The organism is Massilia phyllostachyos (genome assembly GCF_021044825.1).
Lineage (GTDB): Bacteria > Pseudomonadota > Gammaproteobacteria > Burkholderiales > Burkholderiaceae_D > Telluria > Telluria phyllostachyos.
On sequence record NZ_JAJNOC010000002.1, the window covers coordinates 1 to 21051 of the forward strand.

27 protein-coding genes are annotated in these 21051 nt (G+C 65.5%); 14 read left to right on the plus strand and 13 right to left on the minus strand.

The features are described 5' to 3' along the window. Nucleotides 1–263: 263 nt before the first annotated feature. The 5 genes from LQ564_RS06960 to LQ564_RS06980 all read right to left on the minus strand — a co-directional run bounded on the left by LQ564_RS06960 (nt 264) and on the right by LQ564_RS06980 (nt 3106). Nucleotides 264–836: an NUDIX domain-containing protein gene (locus tag LQ564_RS06960; protein ID WP_231057388.1), complete on the minus strand. Its 573-nt coding sequence runs from the start codon at nt 834–836 to the stop codon at nt 264–266. Between the two features lie 71 nt (nt 837–907). After that, nucleotides 908–1576 carry a YiaD family glycine zipper/OmpA-like lipoprotein gene (locus LQ564_RS06965; protein WP_231057389.1) on the minus strand — a complete coding sequence of 223 codons (669 nt, stop codon included), beginning with the start codon at nt 1574–1576 and terminating at the stop codon, nt 908–910. A gap of 106 nt (nt 1577–1682) precedes the next feature. Further along, nucleotides 1683–1829 (minus strand): lmo0937 family membrane protein, encoded by a 147-nt coding sequence (locus LQ564_RS06970; protein ID WP_231057390.1) that lies wholly within the window; start codon nt 1827–1829, stop codon nt 1683–1685. A gap of 101 nt (nt 1830–1930) precedes the next feature. Beyond that, nucleotides 1931–2158: a hypothetical protein gene (locus LQ564_RS06975; RefSeq protein ID WP_231057391.1), complete on the minus strand. Its 228-nt coding sequence runs from the start codon at nt 2156–2158 to the stop codon at nt 1931–1933. 183 nt (nt 2159–2341) lie between these two features. After that, complete coding sequence (locus LQ564_RS06980; RefSeq protein WP_231057392.1) at nt 2342–3106, minus strand: glycine zipper 2TM domain-containing protein; 765 nt, start codon at nt 3104–3106, stop codon at nt 2342–2344. A 222-nt stretch (nt 3107–3328) separates the two neighbouring features. Here LQ564_RS06980 and LQ564_RS06985 point away from each other — a divergent pair, with 222 nt between their 5' ends. Next, entirely contained in the window at nt 3329–4069 is a 741-nt protein-coding gene (locus LQ564_RS06985; RefSeq protein WP_231057393.1) for a Crp/Fnr family transcriptional regulator, read from the plus strand. A gap of 206 nt (nt 4070–4275) precedes the next feature. On the opposite strand, the gene LQ564_RS06990 is transcribed toward LQ564_RS06985, so the two are convergent. Continuing rightward, nucleotides 4276–4464 (minus strand): hypothetical protein, encoded by a 189-nt coding sequence (locus LQ564_RS06990; protein ID WP_231057394.1) that lies wholly within the window; start codon nt 4462–4464, stop codon nt 4276–4278. Nucleotides 4465–4573: 109 nt separating this feature from the next. Here LQ564_RS06990 and LQ564_RS06995 point away from each other — a divergent pair, with 109 nt between their 5' ends. After that, nucleotides 4574–5530: an IS1595 family transposase gene (locus LQ564_RS06995; RefSeq protein WP_231057395.1), complete on the plus strand. Its 957-nt coding sequence runs from the start codon at nt 4574–4576 to the stop codon at nt 5528–5530. Between the two features lie 196 nt (nt 5531–5726). Here LQ564_RS06995 and LQ564_RS07000 read toward each other — a convergent pair whose 3' ends face one another. From LQ564_RS07000 to LQ564_RS07010, 3 genes are all read right to left on the minus strand, one after another. Continuing rightward, nucleotides 5727–5948, minus strand: coding sequence for a YMGG-like glycine zipper-containing protein (locus LQ564_RS07000; RefSeq protein ID WP_231057396.1), 222 nt, complete (start codon nt 5946–5948; stop codon nt 5727–5729). A gap of 23 nt (nt 5949–5971) precedes the next feature. Continuing rightward, nucleotides 5972–6295: a BON domain-containing protein gene (locus LQ564_RS07005; protein WP_231057397.1), complete on the minus strand. Its 324-nt coding sequence runs from the start codon at nt 6293–6295 to the stop codon at nt 5972–5974. A gap of 93 nt (nt 6296–6388) precedes the next feature. Then, nucleotides 6389–8452 (minus strand): AsmA family protein, encoded by a 2064-nt coding sequence (locus LQ564_RS07010; protein ID WP_231057398.1) that lies wholly within the window; start codon nt 8450–8452, stop codon nt 6389–6391. Nucleotides 8453–8664: 212 nt separating this feature from the next. Between LQ564_RS07010 and LQ564_RS07015 the strand changes: the two genes are divergently transcribed. The 5 genes from LQ564_RS07015 to LQ564_RS07035 all read left to right on the plus strand — a co-directional run bounded on the left by LQ564_RS07015 (nt 8665) and on the right by LQ564_RS07035 (nt 11377). Then, nucleotides 8665–9099: a DUF4398 domain-containing protein gene (locus tag LQ564_RS07015; RefSeq protein WP_231057399.1), complete on the plus strand. Its 435-nt coding sequence runs from the start codon at nt 8665–8667 to the stop codon at nt 9097–9099. A 78-nt stretch (nt 9100–9177) separates the two neighbouring features. Further along, a complete protein-coding gene (locus LQ564_RS07020; RefSeq protein ID WP_231057400.1) occupies nt 9178–10098 on the plus strand; it encodes an OmpA family protein in 921 nt (306 codons plus the stop codon). A 112-nt stretch (nt 10099–10210) separates the two neighbouring features. Beyond that, entirely contained in the window at nt 10211–10564 is a 354-nt protein-coding gene (locus LQ564_RS07025; protein ID WP_231057401.1) for an ElaB/YgaM/YqjD family protein, read from the plus strand. 18 nt (nt 10565–10582) lie between these two features. Then, complete coding sequence (locus LQ564_RS07030; protein WP_231057402.1) at nt 10583–10969, plus strand: phage holin family protein; 387 nt, start codon at nt 10583–10585, stop codon at nt 10967–10969. 24 nt (nt 10970–10993) lie between these two features. After that, nucleotides 10994–11377 carry a hypothetical protein gene (locus LQ564_RS07035; RefSeq protein WP_231057403.1) on the plus strand — a complete coding sequence of 128 codons (384 nt, stop codon included), beginning with the start codon at nt 10994–10996 and terminating at the stop codon, nt 11375–11377. 393 nt (nt 11378–11770) lie between these two features. On the opposite strand, the gene LQ564_RS07040 is transcribed toward LQ564_RS07035, so the two are convergent. Together LQ564_RS07040 and LQ564_RS07045 are read right to left on the minus strand one after the other, a co-directional pair. Then, nucleotides 11771–12127 (minus strand): hypothetical protein, encoded by a 357-nt coding sequence (locus tag LQ564_RS07040; RefSeq protein ID WP_231057404.1) that lies wholly within the window; start codon nt 12125–12127, stop codon nt 11771–11773. Between the two features lie 130 nt (nt 12128–12257). Further along, nucleotides 12258–12716 (minus strand): outer membrane lipoprotein, encoded by a 459-nt coding sequence (locus tag LQ564_RS07045; RefSeq protein WP_231057405.1) that lies wholly within the window; start codon nt 12714–12716, stop codon nt 12258–12260. A gap of 217 nt (nt 12717–12933) precedes the next feature. On the opposite strand from LQ564_RS07045, the gene LQ564_RS07050 reads away from it, so the two are divergent. The 3 genes from LQ564_RS07050 (at nt 12934) to LQ564_RS07060 (ending at nt 15257) form a co-directional block, all read left to right on the plus strand. Continuing rightward, nucleotides 12934–13482 carry a hypothetical protein gene (locus LQ564_RS07050; RefSeq protein ID WP_231057406.1) on the plus strand — a complete coding sequence of 183 codons (549 nt, stop codon included), beginning with the start codon at nt 12934–12936 and terminating at the stop codon, nt 13480–13482. Between the two features lie 102 nt (nt 13483–13584). Next, entirely contained in the window at nt 13585–13899 is a 315-nt protein-coding gene (locus tag LQ564_RS07055; RefSeq protein WP_231057407.1) for a BON domain-containing protein, read from the plus strand. 74 nt (nt 13900–13973) lie between these two features. Further along, nucleotides 13974–15257, plus strand: a complete 1284-nt coding sequence (locus LQ564_RS07060; protein WP_231057408.1) for an AI-2E family transporter — start codon at nt 13974–13976, stop codon at nt 15255–15257. 131 nt (nt 15258–15388) lie between these two features. On the opposite strand, the gene LQ564_RS07065 is transcribed toward LQ564_RS07060, so the two are convergent. After that, nucleotides 15389–16336 carry a YihY/virulence factor BrkB family protein gene (locus LQ564_RS07065; RefSeq protein WP_231057409.1) on the minus strand — a complete coding sequence of 316 codons (948 nt, stop codon included), beginning with the start codon at nt 16334–16336 and terminating at the stop codon, nt 15389–15391. A 111-nt stretch (nt 16337–16447) separates the two neighbouring features. Then, a complete protein-coding gene (locus LQ564_RS07070; protein ID WP_231057410.1) occupies nt 16448–17479 on the minus strand; it encodes an OmpA family protein in 1032 nt (343 codons plus the stop codon). Between the two features lie 414 nt (nt 17480–17893). Between LQ564_RS07070 and LQ564_RS07075 the strand changes: the two genes are divergently transcribed. From LQ564_RS07075 to LQ564_RS07090, 4 genes are all read left to right on the plus strand, one after another. After that, on the plus strand, nt 17894–18499 hold the full coding sequence (locus tag LQ564_RS07075; RefSeq protein WP_231057411.1) for a winged helix-turn-helix domain-containing protein: 606 nt from the start codon (nt 17894–17896) through the stop codon (nt 18497–18499). A gap of 230 nt (nt 18500–18729) precedes the next feature. Next, nucleotides 18730–19494 carry a glutathione peroxidase gene (locus tag LQ564_RS07080; RefSeq protein ID WP_231057412.1) on the plus strand — a complete coding sequence of 255 codons (765 nt, stop codon included), beginning with the start codon at nt 18730–18732 and terminating at the stop codon, nt 19492–19494. Then, complete coding sequence (locus tag LQ564_RS07085) at nt 19494–20393, plus strand: M90 family metallopeptidase (RefSeq protein ID WP_231057413.1); 900 nt, start codon at nt 19494–19496, stop codon at nt 20391–20393. Before LQ564_RS07080 ends, LQ564_RS07085 begins: the two co-directional genes overlap by 1 nt. Before the next feature lie 93 nt (nt 20394–20486). Continuing rightward, complete coding sequence (locus LQ564_RS07090; protein WP_231057414.1) at nt 20487–21047, plus strand: hypothetical protein; 561 nt, start codon at nt 20487–20489, stop codon at nt 21045–21047. Nucleotides 21048–21051 lie beyond the last annotated feature (4 nt).

Here is a 21051-nt window from a genome sequence, read left to right on the forward strand (position 1 = left end):
GCCAGACGGACAACGACGGGCTTCTGAGCGTGGTTTTCTGCAATCGGCAAGTCGGCGAAATCGACCTGCGCATTGCACGGTAAAATGGGCTGACGTGTGTAACCTATGTCTCTAGACATGTGTTACCCATGTCCCTGTGCCAAACAGGATCGCCCACCCTACGAGTGTGTGAAAAATTCGTCTATGGCTGCGTTGCGTCGTCTCGCCGTACGGGTGTACTGTCTTCGACTCGGCGCCTTGCCATAGCCGTTTTTTCACACCCTCTACATTTCCTGCTGCAAGCGCTGGAGCAGGATGATCGTCTTCGCATCCACGATCCGCCCATCGCGCGCCATGGCGAAAGCCTCGCCGGCATCGATCTCCAGCACCTCGATATCCTCGCCTTCCTCGGCCTTGCCCCCGCCTGCGGCCACCTTGTCGCCCCGCTCGTACTCCCCGAGAAAACAATGCACGATCTCCGTCAGCGCCGACGGATTCGGCATGAACGCCAGCACCTTGCGCACCTGTTTCGCGCGATACCCGGTTTCCTCGCACGATTCCGCGCGCACGCGCTGTTCCGGCCCCGTACCGTCCAGCATCCCGGCCGGCGCTTCGATCACGAAGCCATCCTGCCCCGCCAAATGCGCCCCCATGCGGAACTGGCGCGTCAGCAGCACGGTGCGGCGTGCACGGTCGAAAAGCAGCACCGCCGCGCCGCCCGCGTTGGCATACACCTCGCGCTCCTGTCTCTGCCAGGCACCGTCGCTGCGGCGCTGTTCGAAGGTGACTTTCTTCAGCGGCGCATGGTCGTCCGACAGCAGCTGTTCATCGATGACGCGGATCGGATCGTCTTGCATGGTGACTCCGTGGCGGAAACAATGAAAAACGCCCGGCGCGCGGCCGGGCGTTTGCCAAGAAGGAAAGGCGATCAGCCCTGGCCCTGCTCGGCCACGTAGATCTCGACGCGGCGGTTGCGGGCGCGGCTGTTGGCGTCCGCGTTCGAGGCGATCGGTTCGCGCGAACCGCGGCCTTCGATGGTGATGCGGTTGGCGTTGACACCGCGGCCGGCCAGGTAGTCGCGGGTGCGCGAGGCGCGGTCGACCGACAGCGGCTGGTTGATCGCATCGGTGCCGGTGTTGTCGGTGTGGCCGATGATGGTCACGGTGGTGGCCGGATTTTCGTTCAGCGTCTGGGCGAAGCGGTTCAGCACCGGCTGGAAATTGCCCTTGATGTCGGAGCGGCCAGTGTCGAACGAGATGTCGCTCGGGATCTCGAGTTTCAGGCGGTTGTCCGAGGTCTGGCTCACCTGCACGCCGGTGCCTTGCGTGGCCTGTTCCATGGCCTGCTTCTGCGCTTCCATGCGCTTGGACCAGATATTGCCGGCGACGGCACCGAGCGCGCCGCCGATCACCGCGCCGCGGGTCGCGCGGCCGCTGCCGCCGCCGCTGGTGGATGCGCCGATCACGCCGCCGAGGGCGGCGCCAATGCCCGCGCCTTGCGCGGTGCCGCGCTGGGTCGGGCTCATGTCGGCGCAACCGGTGGCGGTGAAGGCGACGAGGGCCATGGCGGCTGCGGTCTTGGTCAATTTCGTGTACATAATATTCTCCTTATAACGAAAAATCCGTTTCGGAATCGCACCTCGCAATGTAGGCACGACTGCGAAACGGATCGGATGGTACGAGGTACTGCAAAGGCTTACAAGCCTATATGCCTCGTCCGCTGATCAGGCGCACCAGGACCATGATCACGGCGACGACCAGCAGGATGTGGATGAAGCCGCCGATGGTGTACGAAGTCACCAGGCCGAGCAGCCACAGGACGATCAGGATGACAGCGATTGTATATAACATGATTCACCTCACTGGAAATACGCATCGTTTGCGTCGTGATTCCAGTATGCCCATCCATAAGGCCGGCCTCTGTACGATGGCGTACGTATGCGCAACTTTCTTCAGGCCTTGATGCCATCCTTCTTGACGCCCGGGATCCAGCCCATGAAGCCGAGCAGGCCCGTGACGCCGATCAGGCAGGTGAGCAGGCCGCCCGCCACCAGGAACACCACGTCCTGCGCCTGCAGGCCGGTGCTCGCCGCTTCGCCCGGAGGATGGGCCGACAGCAGGCCGAAGGCCGCCACCACCAGACCCCAGACGATAATTCCGATCCATGCCATGCTGTTCATGATGCGTTCCCCCTCGAATGGTGTTGTTGTGAATCGCACGCGCTCTGCAGCGCGAATCCATTGTCGGGTTAGCTCATCCATTGGTCCGTGCGCTGCCGCACATTGCATTCAAGAAAAATACCCAGAAGAAATAAAAGCCGGGATCCTTGCGGTATCCCGGCCTGACGATGCGAAGCTGTTGTATCAGGCGACCGAGCGCAGCTTGCCCTTGACGATGCGCACGCGGTCGCCGCTGCGCCATGCCGGCGCGCTGCTCTGGCGGAAGGTGCGCAGGGTGCCGTCGTCGAGGCGCACCCGGATCTCGTAGCTGACCGTGGCTTTCATATTGCCTTCGACCTGGTTGCCGACCACCGCGCCGCCGATCGCGCCCGCCGCCGTGGCGATGGTGCGGCCGCTGCCGCCGCCGATCTGGTTGCCCAGCAGGCCGCCGATCACGGCGCCGCCGGCGGCGCCCAGGCCGCTGCCCTGGGCGCGCTGCTTGATCTCGCGCACCGACTCGACGTTGCCGCAGTTCGAGCACCAGTTGCGGCCGCTGTCGGCGGCGGCCACCTGCACGTCTTTCTTGGCGGCTTTCTGCACCGGTTCTTCACGGACCGGCGCCGCGGCAACCGTCGCCGCCGCGGCCGGGTAGGCCGGCGCATAGGCCTGGGCCGGGACCGCCGGCGCCTGGGCCGTCACCGGCTCGACGTAGCCCGGCGCCAGCTGCTGGCCGGGCGCGGCGGTGACGACGCCGGGAGCGGGCTGCACGCCGCCCTGGGGCAGGGTGGCGGCCAGGGCCAGGCGGTCGGCCTCGCTCAGCTGGCGCTCGGCGGTGCCGCCGGTCGAGGTCGGGATCCAGCCGAGGATAGCGGCGGTGCCGACCATGCAGAACAGGACGACCGCGAGCGCCGCCAGGATCATCAGGGGATGCAGGCGCGCCCGGGTGGGCGGGGTGGAGGTGGTGTTCATGGCGCTTCCTTTCTGTCGATTCTGTCGGGTCCGCGGCGCAGGGTCGAGGGGCGCCGTCCGGATTGCCTGAAGCATGAAAGGATTGTCCTCAGGAACAACAAGGTGTTCCGTGCGTCACCGTACATACCAGCGCGCACCGGCACGGTTACGCTGAATGAAATTGTTTACAAATGTATCCGACGGCGCCCCCCTCGTATGCCACAGTCCCATTGCGAGAACACGATGAACTTTGCCGTACCGCCGCCGATCGCCGAGCACAACAGCAACCTGCTGCTGGGTGCGCTGCCGCCGCAGGACCTGGCCCAGGTCTTGCCGCTGCTCGAACCGGTGCAGGTCGCCGTCGGCGACGTCCTGTGCGAGGCCGGCGACCCGCTGCGCCACATCTATTTTCCCCACGATTGCCTGATCTCGCTGATGGGCGTGGCCGAAGGTCGCATGACGCTCGAGGTCGGGCTGGTCGGGCGCGAAGGCATGGTCGGCGCCACCGTGGCCCTGGGCCATGACACCGCCCAGGTGCGCGCCATCGTGCAGCGCGCCGGCACCGCCAGCCGCATGGCGAGCGAGGATTTCCAGGCCGAGGTGGCGCGCAACCAGGCGCTGCAGCGCGTGCTGTACCGCTACACCGACACCCTGCTGGCCCAGGCGATCCAGATCGCCGTCTGCAGCCGCTTCCACGTGCTGGAAGCGCGCCTGGCGCGCTCGCTGCTGGTCACGCGCGACCGCCTGCAGTCGGACAAGTTCCACCTGACCCATGAGTTCCTGGCGCATGCGCTTGGCGTGCGCCGGGTCGGCGTGACCAAGGCCGCCAGCGCATTGCAGCAGCAGGGCCTGATCGACTACAGCCGCGGGAATATCGAAATCCTCGATCCCGAAGGCCTCGCGGCCGCATCCTGCACCTGCTACGAGATCGTGCGCGAAGCGGGGGCGATGCCGCTGCACGGGGCGCACGTCCAGACGGTTTAGAACCTATCCCAGTAGGGAGAGGGAAGTTGATGGCGATGACTGGCAAGCGCGGGCAAGGCGCGAGGACGCCGCATGGCGAGCCATGCAAGGACGAGCAACGCAGCCCCCGCATGCCAGGCGCGTCAGCAACGACCGGTTCCCTGCTGGGATAGGTTCTTAGTCCCGGTAGGCCAGCACCACCTTCGCGGATCGCGGCAGCAGGATGATCAGGCGACGCCCGTCGTCGCGGAAAAAGTTTCCCTTGCTGGACAGCGCTTCGTTGATTCCCGTTCCACGCTTTCGTCGATCTCGATGCCGAATCCGTACTTGTTCAGGTAGCGGGCGACGCCATGGGCGCGGGCGGGATCGATTTCATCGTTCGCGTCGCTTGTCTCAGCGTTGAATGATGCGAACAAGATGGCGCCGGAGACCGCGATCAGGAAGGCTGTGTTCGCGATCGTTGGGTGAACCAAATCGCGTTGTCGAAGTCTTACGCATCGTCGAGTTAACTCATCTGGAGTGACGATGCAAGGCCTGCGCTTCGACGAATTGTTTGCTTTTCTGACCGCCGCGCCATTGTCCAGCGCTGATCTGTCTCGGCTGTGCGACTGGCTCGACAACATCCGCGACCCGGCCGAGTGCCTGGCGCTCATCGAAGCGGCCGCGGCAGGCCGGCCCTGTCCACATTGTGCTTGCGCGCGTTTGCACCGCTCCGGCTTCGCCAGCGGCCTGCAGCGTTATCGCTGCCTGGGTTGTCGCCGCTCCTTCAATGCGCTGACCGGCACGCCGCTGGCCCGGCTGCGCAAGCGCGAGTGCTGGCTGCCATATATCAAGTGTTTGCTGGAATCATGCACCGTACGCGACGCGGCGCTCGCGACCGGCGTGCATCGCACGACGAGTTTTCGCTGGCGCCACCGATTCGCGCCGGGCGCCGCCAGGCACCGGCCCGCCGCACTGACGGGAATCGTGGAGGCCGACGAAACCTACAGACTGGAATCGCAGAAGGGTTCGCGCACCTTGACGCGCCCGCCGCGGCAGCGTGGCGGCACGGCCCTGCGGCGCGGCATCAACCGCGAGCACGATTGCCTGCTGGTGGCGCGTGACCGCATCGGCACGACGCTGGACTTTCATACCGGACGCGGTCCCGTGACCGCTGCGCAACTGCGCACCTACCTGCAGCCGGTGCTGCCCAGCGACGGGCTGCTCATCAGCGATGGCGCTGCGGCCTATGTCCGGTTTGCCCTTGACGCCGGAATCATGCACGAATCCATCAACGTGCGGGCGGGCTGGCGCGCACGCGGTGCGATCCACATCCAGAACGTGAATGGCTGGCACAGCCGCTTCAAGAACTGGCTGGTGCGCTTCAAGGGCGTGGCCAGCCGCTACCTGGCGAATTATTCGGGGTGGCAGCGATTACTGGATGCGCAAGCGTTGCGTACACCAGCGCAGTGGCTATGTGCTGCGGTACGACAAGTTCAGTGAAGGCGACCGTAAATACATAACTAACGCGAACACAGCCATCAGGAATGCGGCAATTGCGGCGCGTCGCGTATATGGCGAGGTGAGTGGCATGTCCGTTCAAATTCCAGCGCAGGGCACGCTGACCGGACACCAGAAAGGAAAGGCCCGGCAATGCCGGGCCTGCGGTCGGTGAGACGCCGAAGCGCCTTGTCCGATATTAGTTGGTCTTGTTGACCTGGTTGCCGATGACGCCGCCGACAGCTGCGCCACCCACGGTGCCGACAGCGCTGCCGCCGGTCAGGACGCCGCCGACGACCGCGCCGGCGCCCGCGCCGATGGCGGTGTTCTTGTCTTGCTGCGACATGCCCGAGCAGCCGACCAGGCCCAGGGCTGCGCTTGCGATGGTTGCGGTCACGACCAGTTGTTTGATGGTTTTCATGGTGGATCTCCTTAACGGTGGGTTCATTTCAAGCGCAGGTCATTTCTGACGGACCTGACGCCTTTTACGGTCCGGGCAACCGATGCCGCGGCCGCCACACTATCCGCCGAGCCGACGAATCCGCTCAGCTGTACTACGCCCTGCCTGGTATCGACACCGAGGTCCGACACTGTCAGGGACTGGTCGCCATCGATGGCGGCCCTGACACCGGCGGTGATGGTGGCGTCGTCGACGACTTCCGCCACCGGCCCGGCACGCCCCGACATGGCGCATCCTCCCAATTGTCCGCCCAGCAGGAACGCCAGCAAGGGCGCCAGCAGGGCGGGGGTGCAGCGAAGATGCTTCATGTCGTGACGCTTTTTTTCGATTCCATGTACTCAGGTTAAATGCGCACTAAAGTCTGGTCTGTTCGACAACTCACAGTGCGTGCATTTTCCGCATCAGCCGCGCTTGACCTTGCCCGGCGGCGGCGCCTGCGGCTTCTGCCGCGACTGGGCCAGCAGGCGGCCGCAATCGCTGTCCTCGCCCGGGCCGGTGTTCACCAGCGGGATCAGGGCGGCGACCGGGGCCGCCGCGGCCAGGGCGATGGCGCTCCCGGCCTTCATGGCGAGTACGCCCTTGTCCACCGACACGTCCGGCTTGCTGAAGGAACCGCGCACGTAGAGAGGCGAGCGCAGGGTGAACAGGCGCAGCGCCTTGGTCTTCGGATCGATGCGCAGGTCCATCTGCTCGCCGGCCAGGTTGATCGCGCCGGCCACCTCGATCAGCGCTTCCTCGGTGTCGACCACGAAGTAGCGGGTGCGCGCGATGCCGTTGGTGACCTCGAAATCGGTCGCCATGCAATTGAGCTTGACCTGTTTGTCGCCGAACAGCTTGGTGACGATGACGTTGCCGACGTTCAGGCCGGCGAGCTCCAGCAGGTACTTGCTGATCTGGCCCTGGTTGATCAGGGTCTTGAGTTCGCCGTTGGAGCCGGCCAGCAGGCTGGCCACCGAGTTGCCCTGGGCGGTCAGGTTGGCGTCGCCGGCGATGCTGCCGACCGTCGCCTGCAATTCCTCGATCTTCGGGAACAGCTTCTTGATCTCGATGCCGCGCGCCGCGACCTTGGCCTGCGCCTTGATCGCCTTCGGTCCTTCGCGGCCGCGGCCGTCGAGGCGGATGTTGGAGCGCACCGTGCCGCCCGCCATCGCGAACTCGAGCGGCTGAAGGTTGAGCACCGCATTGTCCATGGTCAAGTGGGTCGACAGCTTGCTGATCGGGAAGGCGGTATCGCGGATGATGTTGTCGGCCGAAAAGCGCACGTCGGCGTCGAGCTTGGTCCAGCGTTCGGTCTTGAATTCCTCGACCGGCAGCACCTTGCCGCTCGGCTGCACCACGTCGGCGTTGCGCTCCTTCTTCGCCGCGTTGGAGTCGGCGCCGATCAGCGGGGCCAAGTCGGCGAACACCAGGGTCTTCGAGTGGACGTTGCCGGACAGCTTCGGACGCGGCTCGCCGGTCACGTACTCGAGGCGGCCCGCGATGTCTGACGAGCCCACTTTACCCTTGAAGCCGTCGTAGACCCAGCGGCTGCGCTCCTCGCCCAGGTTGCCGATCAGCCGGCCCGAGGTCGAGAACGGCCCGGTGGTCGGCAGCACCACGCCGGTGAAGTAGTACAGCTGGTCCATGCTGGGCGCGGCCAGCTCGAGCTTCAGGTCGATCGCGGCCAGCTTGGCGGGGCGGGTGACGGTGCCCTCGACCGCGATCCGGGTCTTACCCGAACGCATGTCGGCCTGCACCGGGAAGGGCGTTCCCTGGTCCTTCAGCGACAGCACGGCGCCGGCCTTGCCGCCGCCCTCGACTTTCGCGCCGTTATACGTCCCGTCCAGGGTCCAGCCGATGCCGTAGCGCGGGTCCTTGTCCAGCGTGCGCACGCGCGCCGTCACGTCGGCTTTCGTTACCGCATCCTTGATGTGGATGACGCCGTCGGTCAGCACCACGCGTTCCAGGTCGAGGGTCCAGCGCGACTTTTCCTCCTTGCGCTTGAAGGCCCAGTTGTAGTGGGTCGCATCGGTGCGCAGCAGGTCCACGCGCGGGCCGTCGAAGCGCAGCAGCGGGATGTTGATGGTGCGCGAGAGCAGGGCGAAGGGGTTCAGCGAGAACGAGAACTGGCGCGCCACGCCCGCATCCTGGACCGGCATGCCGGCCGGGTTGCCGACGTGGGTGTCGTTGGCGATCAGGTGCGGCCAGGGAATGTGGTCGCGCCAGGTGCGCTCGGACGGCGCCATCGTCCTGGCGGGACGCTGCCACTCGACGTCCAGGTTGCCGCGGATGGCGAAGGGGCGGTCGATGGCCTCGCTGACCTTGGCGTTGATCCAGGGACGGGCGCGGTTCCAGTCGAAGGTGAGGATGACGATGATCGCGATGATGGGAATCGCGACCATGATGCCGAGGATGCTCAGCAATATTTTCTTGTTGCGGCGCGCGGGATGCCGGCCTTGCGCCGCCGGGGTGTGGGTGTCAGCCATGGCGGTCTTCCTGTTGTCATAGTCGAAACCAGCTTAGCGCAAAGGCCGTCCCGATCTATGTGCGCTGCCTAACCCCCACCTGTTGAGCAGGGCCGCATCGGCCGTCAATGTGCGGCAGCGAACCGAGAGCAGGCGATAACAGGTTTATAACGTTACGTAGGACATTTCTTCAATACAGTTCATATCGAAACTGTTCAACCGGAGGATCCGCAATGGACCAACAACAACAAGCCATGACCCGTTTCGCTGCCGGCGCGCTTGCCGCCGCCGTGCTGCTGCTGGCAGGCTGCACCAGCCCGCAGAAAGCCCCGGCCACCGCCGACGTGGCCGTGTCCCGCAACGCCGTCGAGAACGCGGTGTCGGCCGGCGCCGCCGAGCTGGCGCCGGAAGAGATCAATGCGGCACGCGACAAGATGATGCGCGCCAACCAGGCCCTGGCCGCGCGCGACTACAAGCTGGCGCGCGAACTGGCGATCCAGGCCCAGGCCGACGCCAAGCTGGCCCAGAGCAAGGCCGTCTCGACCAAGGCCACCGCCGCCTCGAACCAGCTGAACGAAGACCTGCGCGTGCTGCGCGAGGAAGTCGACCGCGCGAATGCCGCGCCGTCGCCGGCCGCCGCCACCGCGACCTCGACCACCCGCCAGTAAGCAAGACGGTTCCGCCCGCCGCGCCAGGTTTTTTGCCGCCGCGCGGCGTCCACCCAAGACCAAGAAAAGGACAAGGACATGAAAACCCGTTCCACGATGTCGCTGCTGGCCGCCGCCGTGCTGGCCACGGCCTGCGCCACCGCCCCCGTCACCACCCCGACCCTGGACCAGGCGCGCGCCGATTTCGTCGCCGCCAATAACAACCCGCAAGTGTCGCAGTACGCGCCGAACGAATTCCGCCAGGCCAGCGAAGCGCTCGACCAGGCCAATGCCGCGGCCGCACGCCGCGAAAGCCTGAACGACGTCGACCGCCTGGCCTACGTCGCCAAGCAGCGCATCGCCACCGCGATGGAGGTGGCGAAGGCGAAGGGCGCGGAAGCCGACATCGCCAACGCCTCGCGCGAACGCGACCAGGTGCGCCTGGAAGCGCGCACCGCCGAAGCCGACCGCGCCAAGCGCGAAGCCGAGGCCGCCCAGGCCGCCGCCCAGCAGGCCCAGGCCCAGGCCCAGGCGGCCCAGCAGCAGGCCGCCGCCGCCCAGGAGCAGAACGCCGCCCTGGCCCAGCGCGCCGCGGTGCTGGAAGCCCTGCTGGTCGAGCTGCAGGCGGTCAAGACCGAGCGCGGCTACGTCGTGACGATCGGCGACGTGCTGTTCGCTACCAACCAGGCGGCCCTGACACCGAACGGAATGTCGAGCTTGCGCAAACTCGCCGAGGTGATGACGCAGAACCCGAACCGCACCGTGCTGGTCGAAGGGTTTACGGACAGCACCGGCAGCTCCTCGTACAACCAGGAACTGTCGCAGCGCCGTGCCGAAGCCGTGGCCTCGGCGCTGAGCTCGATGGGTGTGCCGCGCGACCGCATCGCCATGAAGGCCTATGGCGAAGCGTTCCCGGTCGCCTCGAACGATACGGCGTCGAACCGCCAGCTCAACCGCCGTGTCGAGATCGTGCTGTCCAACGAGGGCGCGCAGATCCCGCCACGCACCGCGGCGCGCTGAGCGATCGGGCCGGGTGCGCTTCAAGCACGCCCGGCCGAAGCGCCGGCAAGAAATCCGGGGCCCTCACGGGCCAGAAGACATCATCAACAACATCAACCGATTGGAGTACACCATGCTTGACACCACCCGCAGCAACCTGAAAGCCAAAGCCCACGCCTACGAACTCGACAGCCACGCCGCGGACGCCCATTCGGACCTGAAAGCGCTGGTGCGCGACGCCCAGACGATGCTGAGCGCGGCCACCGGGCTGACGGGCGAGAAGGCCGACGAACTGCGCAGCCGCGGCATGGAACTGCTGGACCGCGCGCTGGGCAAGGCCGGCCGCTACCAGGACCAGGCCCTCGAGCGCGGCAAGGAACTGGCGCACGACGCCGATGTCTATGTGCGTGACAACCCTTATCGTACGCTGGCGATCGCCGCCGGCATCGGCATCGCCCTCGGCGTGCTGTTCGGCCGCAAGCAATAAGCATTACCGAGGACCGCCATGGAACAAAACGAAACCGTCGTGCACAACCCCGGCCTCGTGGGCGGGATCTCCACCCTCATGAAGAGCCTGTTCGGGCTGCTCGTCTCGCGCGTCGAACTGGCCGCGCTCGAGCTGTCCGAGGTGCGCAACCACGTCATCGAACTGGTGGCCTGCTTCGGCATCGCCATCCTGGCGGTCTGGTTCGCCATCGCCTACGGCACCGCGACCATCGTCGCGCTGGCCTGGGATGAAATGGGCTGGAAGATCCTGCTCATCATGTTCCTCGTGTTCCTCGTCATTGCCGGCGTGCTGGTGGCCAAGGGCCTCGCGCTGATCAAGCAGGACAAACTCGGTCTCCCGGCCACGATGAAGGAACTCAAGAACGATCGCGACATGCTGCTCTAAGCGGCGACACGGAGGAGGGGAAACATGCACAATCAAGACGGCACGACAGGTTTGGCCGGACACAAGCACAGTATCGATCCGACTATCCGCAAGCAGGAACTGCTGCGCGAAGGGCAGTATTTCCGCCACAACGTGGCCCAGGCCAAGGAAGAGATCCGCTACGGCGCACGCCCGGATGTCATCCTGCATGGCGCACTGGACCACGCCACGCTGGCGCTGCGCACGCGCGCGGATGCGCTGCTGCGCCCGACCGGCATCAGTGTCGCGACGCTGGCGCCATACGGGATGACGGCATTCAACTTCATCCGCCAGCGCCGCCTCGGCAAGCAGGCCGGCGCCGCCGCCATCCTGCTCGGTGTGGTGGGCTGGTACGTGCACAAGCGCCGTTCGGCGCAGGCAGGGGAGTAATACCCGGTCGCGGAACGTAGTGAAGCAAAAGAATCCGCGTGGCTGAAGAATATGGTGGGGCTTGAGCGGCGTCGCAATCTCTGATTCGGCGCCGTTTTTTTTCGTCCGTTTGTGGAGCGCACACGCAGTCCGCGTGAGGTGGCGAACTCGTAGGGTGGGCGGCTCCACCGTGGTCGATGAATGACAAGCTGCCCCTGCGCCGCCCACGCGGTCAACTCCCCTCAGCGCCGAGAGATCGGATTTCAGGGCAAGAGCAGATGGCGCATCGGTTCGAAGCGGAGTTGAACGCGCGTGCGGCCCCACTGCCGCCGATGAAGCGCATTATCGGGTGCAGCCGCACACCCTACGACATGCATCCATTGCGCCGTTGCACGCAACAGCGCCGGAAACGACTCAGGGCGTCTGCACCTGCGCCTTGGCTTGGGCCAGATCCCGCTGGTAGGTCGCGCGCGCTTCCTGCTCGCAGCCCTTGCGCTCGGCGCCCGCCGCCTTCTTGCACGCATTACGCGCTTCCTGCAGCGCCGCGCCCGCTTCCTTTTGCAGGGTGCGCAGCTGGGCCTGGCGCGTCGTGTCCTCGCGGTACCAGCGCGCCGGATCGCCCTGGGCGATTTCCTTCGCCTGCTGGCGCGCCGCGACCGGATCGACCAGGGCGTCGCTGCTGGTGGATGTCTGGGTCTGCGCATGGACGGACAGGGTGGCGCCAAGCAGGCAGGCACAGGCGCCGCGCAGGAGGATGCTCAGGTGGGACATGGTGTTCTCCTGGAGTGGAAAGGCGGGTCCGGCGCCGACGGGCCGGATGCGGCAACACGCCCGGCCGGCAGGACGCCGGCCGGGGCCATCGACCGCGCCCGGGAAGCGTGCGCGTCCCGGGCCTGATCGATCAGTAGCGGTAGACGCGGCCGTCGACGATGCGCACGCGGTTGCCCACGCGCAGGTCGTAGACGCTGTCCTGGTTCACGGTGCGGTATTCGCCGTTATCCATGCGCACATTGACCTGATACACCTCGGCGCCGTTGGCACCGCGGTTGCGTTCGACATTGTTGCCGATCGCCGCGCCGGCCACGCCGCCGGCGACAGTGGCCGCGGTACGGCCGCCGCCGCTGCCGACCTGGCTGCCGGCCAGTGCGCCAACCAGGCCGCCGACGATCGCGCCGGCGCCGCTGGTGCGGTTCTCGCCCTGCACGACCTGGATCGACTCGATGGTGCCATAGCCCATCGACACATTGTTATAACCGCTGTTGTAGCCGTTGTTGTACGGCTGGGAAGAGGTGCTCGCGCAACCGGTGATCAGGGCGGAGGTTGCCAGCACGGCAGCTGCGAAGGTACGGGTGGCGTTCATGTTGTTCTCCTGACAAAAGTATGGCTCCACTGTAGGCCTGCCCAACATAGAGGTCTGTGCGTTTCCTAACCGTCCTGGCTTCTCGTTATTTCGCCATTTATTTGACTGAATCGAAACGGAAATGTTGTGCAAATGCTCATGTGTTCGGCACCGAACAGAAAGCCGGCGCGACTCAGCGTAAAACGTCATCAGCGTGTTGACAAATGGAGAACAACAAATGAAAACCAGCCATGCCTTCCTGCTGATCGGCGCCGCGCTCGCCTGGGCAGGTGCGGCACGCGCCCAGGCCGTGCCCGACGCCAAGACGGCTTACCAGCAGGCCCGCGCCACGGCCGAAACGAACTACAAGGCGGCCAGGGCGCGCTGCGACCTGATCGCCGGCAATCCGCACGACCTGTGCGTTGCCGAAGCCAAGGCGGCGCGGGTGCGTGTCGAGGAAGAAGCCGAGGCCGCCTACAAGAACACGCTGTCGGCCTATACCCAGGCCCGCATGCGCATCGCCGCGGCGAATTTTGACCGCGACAAGGTGCGCTGCGCCGCCGTCACCGGCAACGACCGCGACGTCTGCCTGGAGCAGGCCAAGGCGACCCTGGTGGCGGCCCAGGCCGACGCCAAGGCCGACCGCAAGAGCATCGAGGCGCGCCTCGATGCGCGCGAAGACAAATTGGCCGCGCAGTACCGCGTCGCGATCGAGAAATGCGACGCCTACGCCGGCGCCGTCAAGGACCAGTGCGTGAGCACCGCCAAGACGCAGTTCGGTAAATAAGTTTTTACGTTTTGCGGGCCGGCGTGCCGGTACCGCCCACCCCGCCCGCATGGGCTTGTTCAAGCAGTTCGTTTATTTGTAGTGTTAACCAAGGAGCTCATCATGAAAATCGCACAACGCCTCATCACCGCCACCTTCGCTGCTGCCGTCGCCATCACCACCGTTGGCTGCGCATCGGGTCCGACCGCCAAATCGACCGGCGAGTACGTCGACGACGCAGTCATCACCACCAAGGTGAAAGCCGCCTTCGCCGCCGACCCGACCGTCAAGGCAACCGAGATCAACGTCGAAACCTACAAGGGCGACGTGCAGCTGTCGGGCTTCGTTGCTGAAGCCGGCGACGCCCAGAAAGCCGTGCAGATCGCACGCGGCGTGAAAGGCGTGACCTCGGTCAAGAACGACATCCGCGTGAAATAATGCAGGCGCCTCGATAAGATCGAGGTCTCTGCTCAAAGCCGGGGCGGCCCGGCTCCTTGTCAAGGCGTTTTGCTATGCAGCTTGTACCACCTGAACCGGCGCAGCCTGCGCAATTCCCTGACAATGCCGCCCCGGCGGCGCCGGCCCCCAGCGGGCCGGGCGCCGCCTCCGAGCCTGCCTCCGGACCCGGCTCCGGACCCGCGCCGCACGGCGACGAGCTGACGCTGCATGCAGGCGCCTTGCGCCTGCCGGTCCATGTGAACGCGCGCGGGCTGTCGCTCGGCATCCTGGCCACCATCGCCTGCGTGTTCGCCCTCCAGTGGGCGCAGAAATTCTTCGTGCCGCTCCTGCTCGGCATCTTCATCGCCTACACCCTGAACCCAGTCGTGCGCTGGCTCGAACGCTGGCACGTCAAGCGTGTCATCGGCGCCACCCTGGTCACGGCCATCATCCTGGGCGCCATGGGCGGCACCTTCTACCGGCTGCAGGGCGAATTCTTCAATATCCTCGACGAGCTGCCGGCGCTGACGCACAAGGTCACCCGCATCCTGACCAGCAACAGCGGCGAGCGCTCGACCATCCAGCAAGTGCAGGCGGCGGCCGCCGAAATCGAACGCGCCGCATCCAACGCCACCGGCGGCAGCGAGCGCAAGGCGATCCAGAAGCGCACCCAGAGCGTGCCGCCGGCGCCGGTCGCGGCCGGGTCGAATATCCGCGTGATGGACTGGGTGCTGGCCGGCTCGGTCGGCCTGGCGACCTTCCTGTCGCAGGCGACCATGGTGGTGTTCCTGGTGTTCTTTCTGCTGCTCGCGGGCGACACCTTCAAGCGCAAGCTGGTCAAGCTGACCGGGCCGTCGCTGACCCGCAAGAAAGTCACGGTGCACATCCTGGATGACATGAACAATGCGATCCAGGCCTATATGTTCATGCTGCTGGTGACCAATGTGCTGCTGGCCCTGCTCACTTGGGCGGCGCTGCGCGCCATCGGCCTGGAGAACGCCGGCGCCTGGGCCGCCTTTGCCGGGGTTGCCCACGTGGTGCCGTATTTCGGGCCGCTCCTGATCACCATCGCGACCGGCGCGGTGGCCTTCTTCCAGTTCGAATCGCTGCGCATGGTGATCCTGGTGGCCGGCTCCTCGCTCGGCATCGCTACCCTGGTCGGGATGGTGGTCACCACCTGGATGACGGGGCGGATCGCCAAGATGAATCCGGCGGCGGTGTTCGTCAGCCTGCTGTTCTGGGGCTGGCTGTGGGGGATGTGGGGATTGCTGCTGGGGGTGCCGGTGGTGATGGTGCTGAAGGTGGTGTCGGAGCGGGTCGAAGGAATGGAAGTCCTGGCCGAGCTGCTCGGAGAGTGAGTAGGGTAGACGGGTTTCCCGTCCGCGCGTTCGACTCCCCTGTACATCCACGCGTCGCGTGTATTCCAGCACGGTGTGAACGCGCGGAGTGAATTGGTCCAGTGGACCAATTCACAAGCCGTCCATCTGAATTACACCGCCTTGCCGCCTTTCCACGTCCCGGTCTGCACCGGTTCATCCTTCTTCTTGTCCCCCGTCTCATGCGCCGGCTTGTGCTTCAGGCTGCCCAGCTTGAGCGCGTACTGGCGCGCGAACTCGGCGCCGAGGAAGAAGATCTGGGCCGAGTAATACACCCACAGCAGCAGCGCGATCAGCGAACCGGCCGCGCCGAAGCTGTCGGCGGCGCCGCTGTTGCCGATGTAGAGGCCGATGCCGAACTTACCCAGCGTGAACATGGCCGCGGTCCCGAGCGCGCCGATGGTGACGTCGTGCCAGGAGAGGTGGATGCGGGGCAGCAGCTTGTAGATCGTGCCGAACAGGACGGCGATCACCAGGAAGCTGATGCCTGACGCCACCCAGCCCATGATGACGGCCGCTTCCTTCCACATGCCGCCGATGAAGTTCTCGACCACGGCCAGCGCGGCGCTGACCACCAGCGAGACCATCAGCAGGAAACCCAGCACCAGGATCAGGCCGAAGGAGAGCAGGCGGGTGCGCACCATGCTCCAGACGCCGGCGTTCTTCGGTTGCGGCACGTCCCAGATCTCGTCCAGGCTGTCCTTGAGCTCCGAAAACACGGTGGTGGCGCCGACCAGCAGCAGCACGCCGGCGACGATGGTGGCGAACAGGCCGTCTTCCTTGTTGCGGGCGCCGGCCAGGATCGCCTGGATGGTTTCCGCCCCCTGTTTGCCGACCAGGCCGCGCAATTCGTTGATCAATTGCCCCTGCGCCGCTTCCGGTCCGTAGAAGAAGCCGGCGATGGCGATCACCAGCACCAGGATCGGCGCCATCGAGAACAGGGTGTAGAAGGCCAGCGCCGCGCCCTTGCTGGAGGCGCGGTGCTCGAGCCATTCCGTGACGGCGCAGCGCATGACGCGCACCAGTTCGCGCGAATACGGTAGCCATTTTTTAAGAGCCATATCCAATCCTCCAATTAAAAAGGGGAGCCGAAGCCCCCCTATTGTCCAGCGGTGATGCCGCGGTTCAGCCAGGCCGTGAGGGGCATGGCTGGTCCCGGCATCCTGGCGCGATTACTGCACGCGCTTTTCGATGGTGATCTGCTCGACTTCGACGCGGCGGTTCGGTTCCAGGCAGGCGATCAGTGCGGCACGGTTCTTCTCGTTGCACTGGACCAGCGGGTTGGCTTCGCCCTTGCCGTAGGCTTTCAGGCGGTTGCCGTCGATGCCCTTGCTGACCAGGTAGTCACGCACGGCGTTGGCGCGGCGTTCCGACAGCTTCAGGTTGTACTTTTCCGAACCCAGGCGGTCGGTGTAGCCGGTGATGTCGACGTTGGTGATGCTGGTGTCAGCCTGCAGGGCCGAAGCGATCTCGTCCAGTTTCGGCGACGGCATGATGACGTCGGCCTTGTCGAACTCGAACAGCTTGGTGGCTTCCAGGGTCACTTTTTCGAAGCGTGCCGGCGGCGGCGGCGGCGGAGCGACCGGTGCCGGTGCCGGAGCCGGGGCTTCCACGACCGGAGCAGGCGCCGGGGCCGGAGCGGCGGCGACTGGCGGCGGGTTGAACGCGTAGTTCAGGCCGACGGTCAGGTATTTGTTGTTCGAGCGGCGGAAGCCGTACTCTTCGTCGTGGCGCAGGAAGCCGCGCACCGAGCGCAGGTCGGCTTGCAGCGACCATTGCGGGGTCAGGCTGGCCTGGAAGCCGATGCCAACGGTGCCGTACGGCGAGTTGTGGCTGACGTTGCGCAGGCGGTTTTCCACCTTGTCACGCTCGACGCCCAGGCCGAACAGCACGAAAGGACGGAAACGTTCACGCGACAGCATCAGCAGGGCGTCGACGCCGGCCAGGGTCTGGCGGTAGTTGGCGGCGTTCTCTTCAAAGCGCACCTGGCTCGCGCCAACCTGGACGTCCCAGTACTGGTTAACGGCTTTGCCGAACTTCAGGCCGCCGCCGGTGTCGCGGTCGCTGACGCCGAAATCGGCATCCGGCTTGGCGTGCACGACGCTCGGCTGGATGTACCACGACGGGTTGATTTCTTGGGCGAGGGCGGTGCCGGCCGAGCAGAGGATGGCGACAGCCAGGGCGATCTTCTTCGTATTATTCACAGGTTACTCCCATAAGGTGAAGGGTTGTTGACATCGCATGCCTTGACACTGATGTTGGATGAACGATAACAGTGCAAGTTCCGTAGCCTCGGTGCGGTACCGCACCCAAGCCACAGATGCTGTGCAAATTTACAACAGTGGCAGAAATGCTACAGGACGCGTTGTGCGCAGCATCATATTCCATTTTGGAAATTTGTGACGATTGCATGACATATCGTGTGTAAGCAGATGTTTCAAAAAATCAAGAAATGCTCACAGGAATCTTGTCGAATGTTGGATGGCGCACAGACCAAGGGGGCTGACGCAGGCAATCTTGAGCCTAGTTAAGCGGAACCGAGGTGTTGTCAGGGTGTCGAACAGACACACAGCGACCCGGACCACGCAAGTCTCACTCTATAAAACGGAGCTCACCACATGCATGCAACGACCCATCACAACGCGGTGCAAGGCGACCTTGGCGCAGTGCACACTTCCAGCAACTCCGCGCTGATCGAACGCGTCCCGCCGCAACCGACCGAACGCGCGCCGATTTCCCTGGCGCCCATCGAGCGTGTCCGCTCGACTTCGGCCACGCAGCGCCGGATCGAAAACATGCAGAAACTGATCAACGAACTGTCGACCCACGAAATGCTGGCCGACGAAATCGCCTGGTTCCTGAAGTTCTCGCCGTCGGGCGCGCGCAAATACATCCGCGACCTGCGCGAAGCCGGCGTCATCGAACTGGCGCGTTACATCGAAGGCACCGCCACCTACCTGGGCAAGGCCGTCTACCAGATCTGCCCGGACCAGGAGCGCGTGAAAGCCTTCCTGGCCGCGATCTGCCAGCCGAAGCGCGAAGGCGCCGCCCCGCGCAAGGAGCGTCCGGGCCTGCGCGAGCAGAACATGGCCGGCAGCGGCCGCCACTTCCACATCCTGGCGGACGACACCCACTATGCCATCCGCGTGAACCGCAGCCCGGTCGCCCGCGATCCGCTGGTCGCCGCACTGTTCGGCCCGGCCCCGAGCCAGACCGCCAAGTAGGGCGCCCGGGAGGGCGCACCGGCCAGCCGCGCCTGAGACCCGCGGCTGCCGGCCGGACGATCGCTGTCGTCCTTCATGCCGCGCCATGTGCGCGGCTTTGTTTTTTGCTGCACCGCACAGCGTGCAAATTTTCACTTCAACAATATTTGATGCCCGCGCGTTGAAATCCCGTCGAGCATCCCTACCTGCCTCCCAATGCGGCCGAGCCGCCCATGAGGAAAGGAAGCCAGATGCCAACGACCACGACACTCCCCACCCCCGAGTCACTCCAGGGCAAGCCCGTCCCGCGCGTCACCTTCAAGGCGCGGCCCCACGACCAGTGGCAGGACCTCAGCAGCGACGAGCTATTTAAAGGCAAGACCGTGGTGGTGTTCTCGCTGCCCGGCGCCTTCACGCCGACCTGTTCCTCGACCCACCTGCCGCGCTATAACGAGCTGGCGCCGGTGATGCGCGCGAACGGCGTCGACGACATCGTCTGCATTTCCGTGAACGACGCCTTCGTCATGAACCAGTGGGCGGCGGGGCAGGGCGCGGCCAACATTACCGTGATCCCGGACGGCAACGGCGACTTCACCGAAGGCATGGGCATGCTGGTCGACAAGCGCGACCTCGGTTTCGGACGCCGTTCCTGGCGCTACTCGATGTTGGTGAAAGACGGCGTGATCGACAAAATCTTCATCGAGCCGGACAAGGAAGGCGACCCGTTCGAGGTCTCCGACGCCGATACGATGCTGAGACATATCAACCCGAATGCGAAGATTCCCGAGCCGGTCGTCATGTTCTCGCGGCCCGGCTGCCCGCATTGTGCGCGCGCCAAGGCCGCGCTGCGCGAGAATGACATCGTATTTACCGATATCTCGGAAGACCAGAACATCACGACCAGCGTCCTGCGTGGCATCAGCGGCCACCTGACCTGGCCCCAGGTGTTCGTCGGCGGCACGCTGATCGGCGGGGCCGACGAGACCGTCGCCTGGGTGGCGCAGCGGGAGCGTTGATGGAAGGACTTGTCGTCGGCCTGATCGGGGCCGGTCTGCTGGCGGCCTGGCTGCTGCCGAAGTGGCGCCTGCGCCGCGCACTGGCGCGCCCGCTGTCGCCCGCGCAGCTCGCCATCCTCGAGCGCAATGTGCTGCAGTATGCGGGCATGGACGGGACGGCGCGGCAAAGGCTGCAGCGCCTGGTCCAGCAATTCCTGCACGAGAAAAATTTTGTCGGCTGCGCGGGGATCGAGATCACCGAGGAGATGCAGGTCACCATCGCCGCCCAGGCCTGCCTGCTGGTGCTGGGACGCGCCGGCGACCGGGTGCCGGCGAACCTTTACCCGAGCCTGCACGCGGTGCTGGTCTATCCTGGCGCCTTCCTGGTGCCGCGGCGCGAGATCGACGCCGCCGGCGTGGTCACCGAACAGCGCCAGGACTTGCTGGGCGAATCCTGGGGCGACGGCCGCGTGATCCTGTCCTGGGACCACGTGCGGCGCGGCGGGCCGGACGCGTGGCATGACGATGGCCAGGCCAGCCACAACGTGGTCCTGCACGAATTCGCCCACCAGCTCGACAGCGAGTCGGGCAGCACGAATGGCGCGCCCTACCTCGGCAGCACCGAGCGCTACCGCAGCTGGTCGGAAGTCCTGTCGCGCAATTATGCGAACCTGCGGCGCGACGCCATGTGGGGCCAGCACGGCGTGCTCGACCACTACGGTGCGAGCAGCCCGGCCGAGTTCTTCGCGGTCGCTACCGAAAGCTTCTTCGAGCAGCCGCATGCGATGGCCTGGCGCCACCCGGACCTGTATGAGGAATTCCTCAAGTATTTTCGGCTCGATCCGCGCGCCTGGCTGCCGGAGCCGGCGATGGCCGCGGAGCCGGACGATGGACAGGTGCATTACGGCCAGTGGCGCTGAGATCCAAGGGTGCTGGACTGCGTGCGGCTGCGTACAGAGGCTGTCCTTACGGCGGCGTATCGTTGAGCTAACCACGTTCCAGGAGGAATCGACATGTCCACGATTATTGCAGGGCGTTTCCAGCTTCAGGAAGACGTCGAACGCGCCCGCCGCGCACTTGCCGACGCGGGCTTCGACGCCGACCGGATCAGCGGTTTTTATCTGTCCCAGCCGGGCCAGCACGACCAGACCCCGATCGGCGGCGACCACATCCAGTCGCCGGGCGCCAAGGAAACGCCGGAAGGCGTGGTGCAGGGCGTCGCCACCGGCGGCGCGGTCGGCGCCGCCATCGGCGCGGCCACGGCGCCCGTCACCGGACCGCTGGGCCCGGTCGTCGGCGGCCTGGTCGGCGGCCACGTCGGCTCGCTGTTCAGTTTTTCCAAGATGAAGGACCGCGGCGAGGCGGAAGAGGGCAGCAGCGAAAACCGGGTGCCGCCGCGCGAAGCCGGCATGCTGGTGGCGGTGGCCTTCGAAGGCGATGACGGCGCGCAGGACAAGGCGGTCGACGTACTACGCCAGCTCGGCGCGCGCCACATCGAACGGGCCGAAGGAAATATCGTCGACGGCGACTGGGCGGATTTCGATCCGGCCAGCCGGCCACAGTTGATCTCGTAATTCG

Coding starts and splice junctions, on each gene's coding strand:
- LQ564_RS07075 (WP_231057411.1), top strand. CDS start 17,894: ATGCATGCAACGACCCATCACAACGCGGTGCAAGGCGACCTTGGCGCA.
- LQ564_RS07085 (WP_231057413.1), top strand. CDS start 19,494: ATGGAAGGACTTGTCGTCGGCCTGATCGGGGCCGGTCTGCTGGCGGCC.
- LQ564_RS07040 (WP_231057404.1), bottom strand. CDS start 12,127: ATGTCCCACCTGAGCATCCTCCTGCGCGGCGCCTGTGCCTGCCTGCTT.
- LQ564_RS06960 (WP_231057388.1), bottom strand. CDS start 836: ATGCAAGACGATCCGATCCGCGTCATCGATGAACAGCTGCTGTCGGAC.
- LQ564_RS06970 (WP_231057390.1), bottom strand. CDS start 1,829: ATGTTATATACAATCGCTGTCATCCTGATCGTCCTGTGGCTGCTCGGC.
- LQ564_RS07065 (WP_231057409.1), bottom strand. CDS start 16,336: ATGGCTCTTAAAAAATGGCTACCGTATTCGCGCGAACTGGTGCGCGTC.
- LQ564_RS07045 (WP_231057405.1), bottom strand. CDS start 12,716: ATGAACGCCACCCGTACCTTCGCAGCTGCCGTGCTGGCAACCTCCGCC.
- LQ564_RS07055 (WP_231057407.1), top strand. CDS start 13,585: ATGAAAATCGCACAACGCCTCATCACCGCCACCTTCGCTGCTGCCGTC.
- LQ564_RS07050 (WP_231057406.1), top strand. CDS start 12,934: ATGAAAACCAGCCATGCCTTCCTGCTGATCGGCGCCGCGCTCGCCTGG.
- LQ564_RS07015 (WP_231057399.1), top strand. CDS start 8,665: ATGGACCAACAACAACAAGCCATGACCCGTTTCGCTGCCGGCGCGCTT.
- LQ564_RS07030 (WP_231057402.1), top strand. CDS start 10,583: ATGGAACAAAACGAAACCGTCGTGCACAACCCCGGCCTCGTGGGCGGG.
- LQ564_RS06995 (WP_231057395.1), top strand. CDS start 4,574: ATGCAAGGCCTGCGCTTCGACGAATTGTTTGCTTTTCTGACCGCCGCG.
- LQ564_RS07005 (WP_231057397.1), bottom strand. CDS start 6,295: ATGAAGCATCTTCGCTGCACCCCCGCCCTGCTGGCGCCCTTGCTGGCG.
- LQ564_RS06965 (WP_231057389.1), bottom strand. CDS start 1,576: ATGTACACGAAATTGACCAAGACCGCAGCCGCCATGGCCCTCGTCGCC.
- LQ564_RS07035 (WP_231057403.1), top strand. CDS start 10,994: ATGCACAATCAAGACGGCACGACAGGTTTGGCCGGACACAAGCACAGT.
- LQ564_RS07000 (WP_231057396.1), bottom strand. CDS start 5,948: ATGAAAACCATCAAACAACTGGTCGTGACCGCAACCATCGCAAGCGCA.
- LQ564_RS07020 (WP_231057400.1), top strand. CDS start 9,178: ATGAAAACCCGTTCCACGATGTCGCTGCTGGCCGCCGCCGTGCTGGCC.
- LQ564_RS06985 (WP_231057393.1), top strand. CDS start 3,329: ATGAACTTTGCCGTACCGCCGCCGATCGCCGAGCACAACAGCAACCTG.
- LQ564_RS07090 (WP_231057414.1), top strand. CDS start 20,487: ATGTCCACGATTATTGCAGGGCGTTTCCAGCTTCAGGAAGACGTCGAA.
- LQ564_RS07025 (WP_231057401.1), top strand. CDS start 10,211: ATGCTTGACACCACCCGCAGCAACCTGAAAGCCAAAGCCCACGCCTAC.
- LQ564_RS07080 (WP_231057412.1), top strand. CDS start 18,730: ATGCCAACGACCACGACACTCCCCACCCCCGAGTCACTCCAGGGCAAG.
- LQ564_RS06980 (WP_231057392.1), bottom strand. CDS start 3,106: ATGAACACCACCTCCACCCCGCCCACCCGGGCGCGCCTGCATCCCCTG.
- LQ564_RS07060 (WP_231057408.1), top strand. CDS start 13,974: ATGCAGCTTGTACCACCTGAACCGGCGCAGCCTGCGCAATTCCCTGAC.
- LQ564_RS07010 (WP_231057398.1), bottom strand. CDS start 8,452: ATGGCTGACACCCACACCCCGGCGGCGCAAGGCCGGCATCCCGCGCGC.
- LQ564_RS06975 (WP_231057391.1), bottom strand. CDS start 2,158: ATGAACAGCATGGCATGGATCGGAATTATCGTCTGGGGTCTGGTGGTG.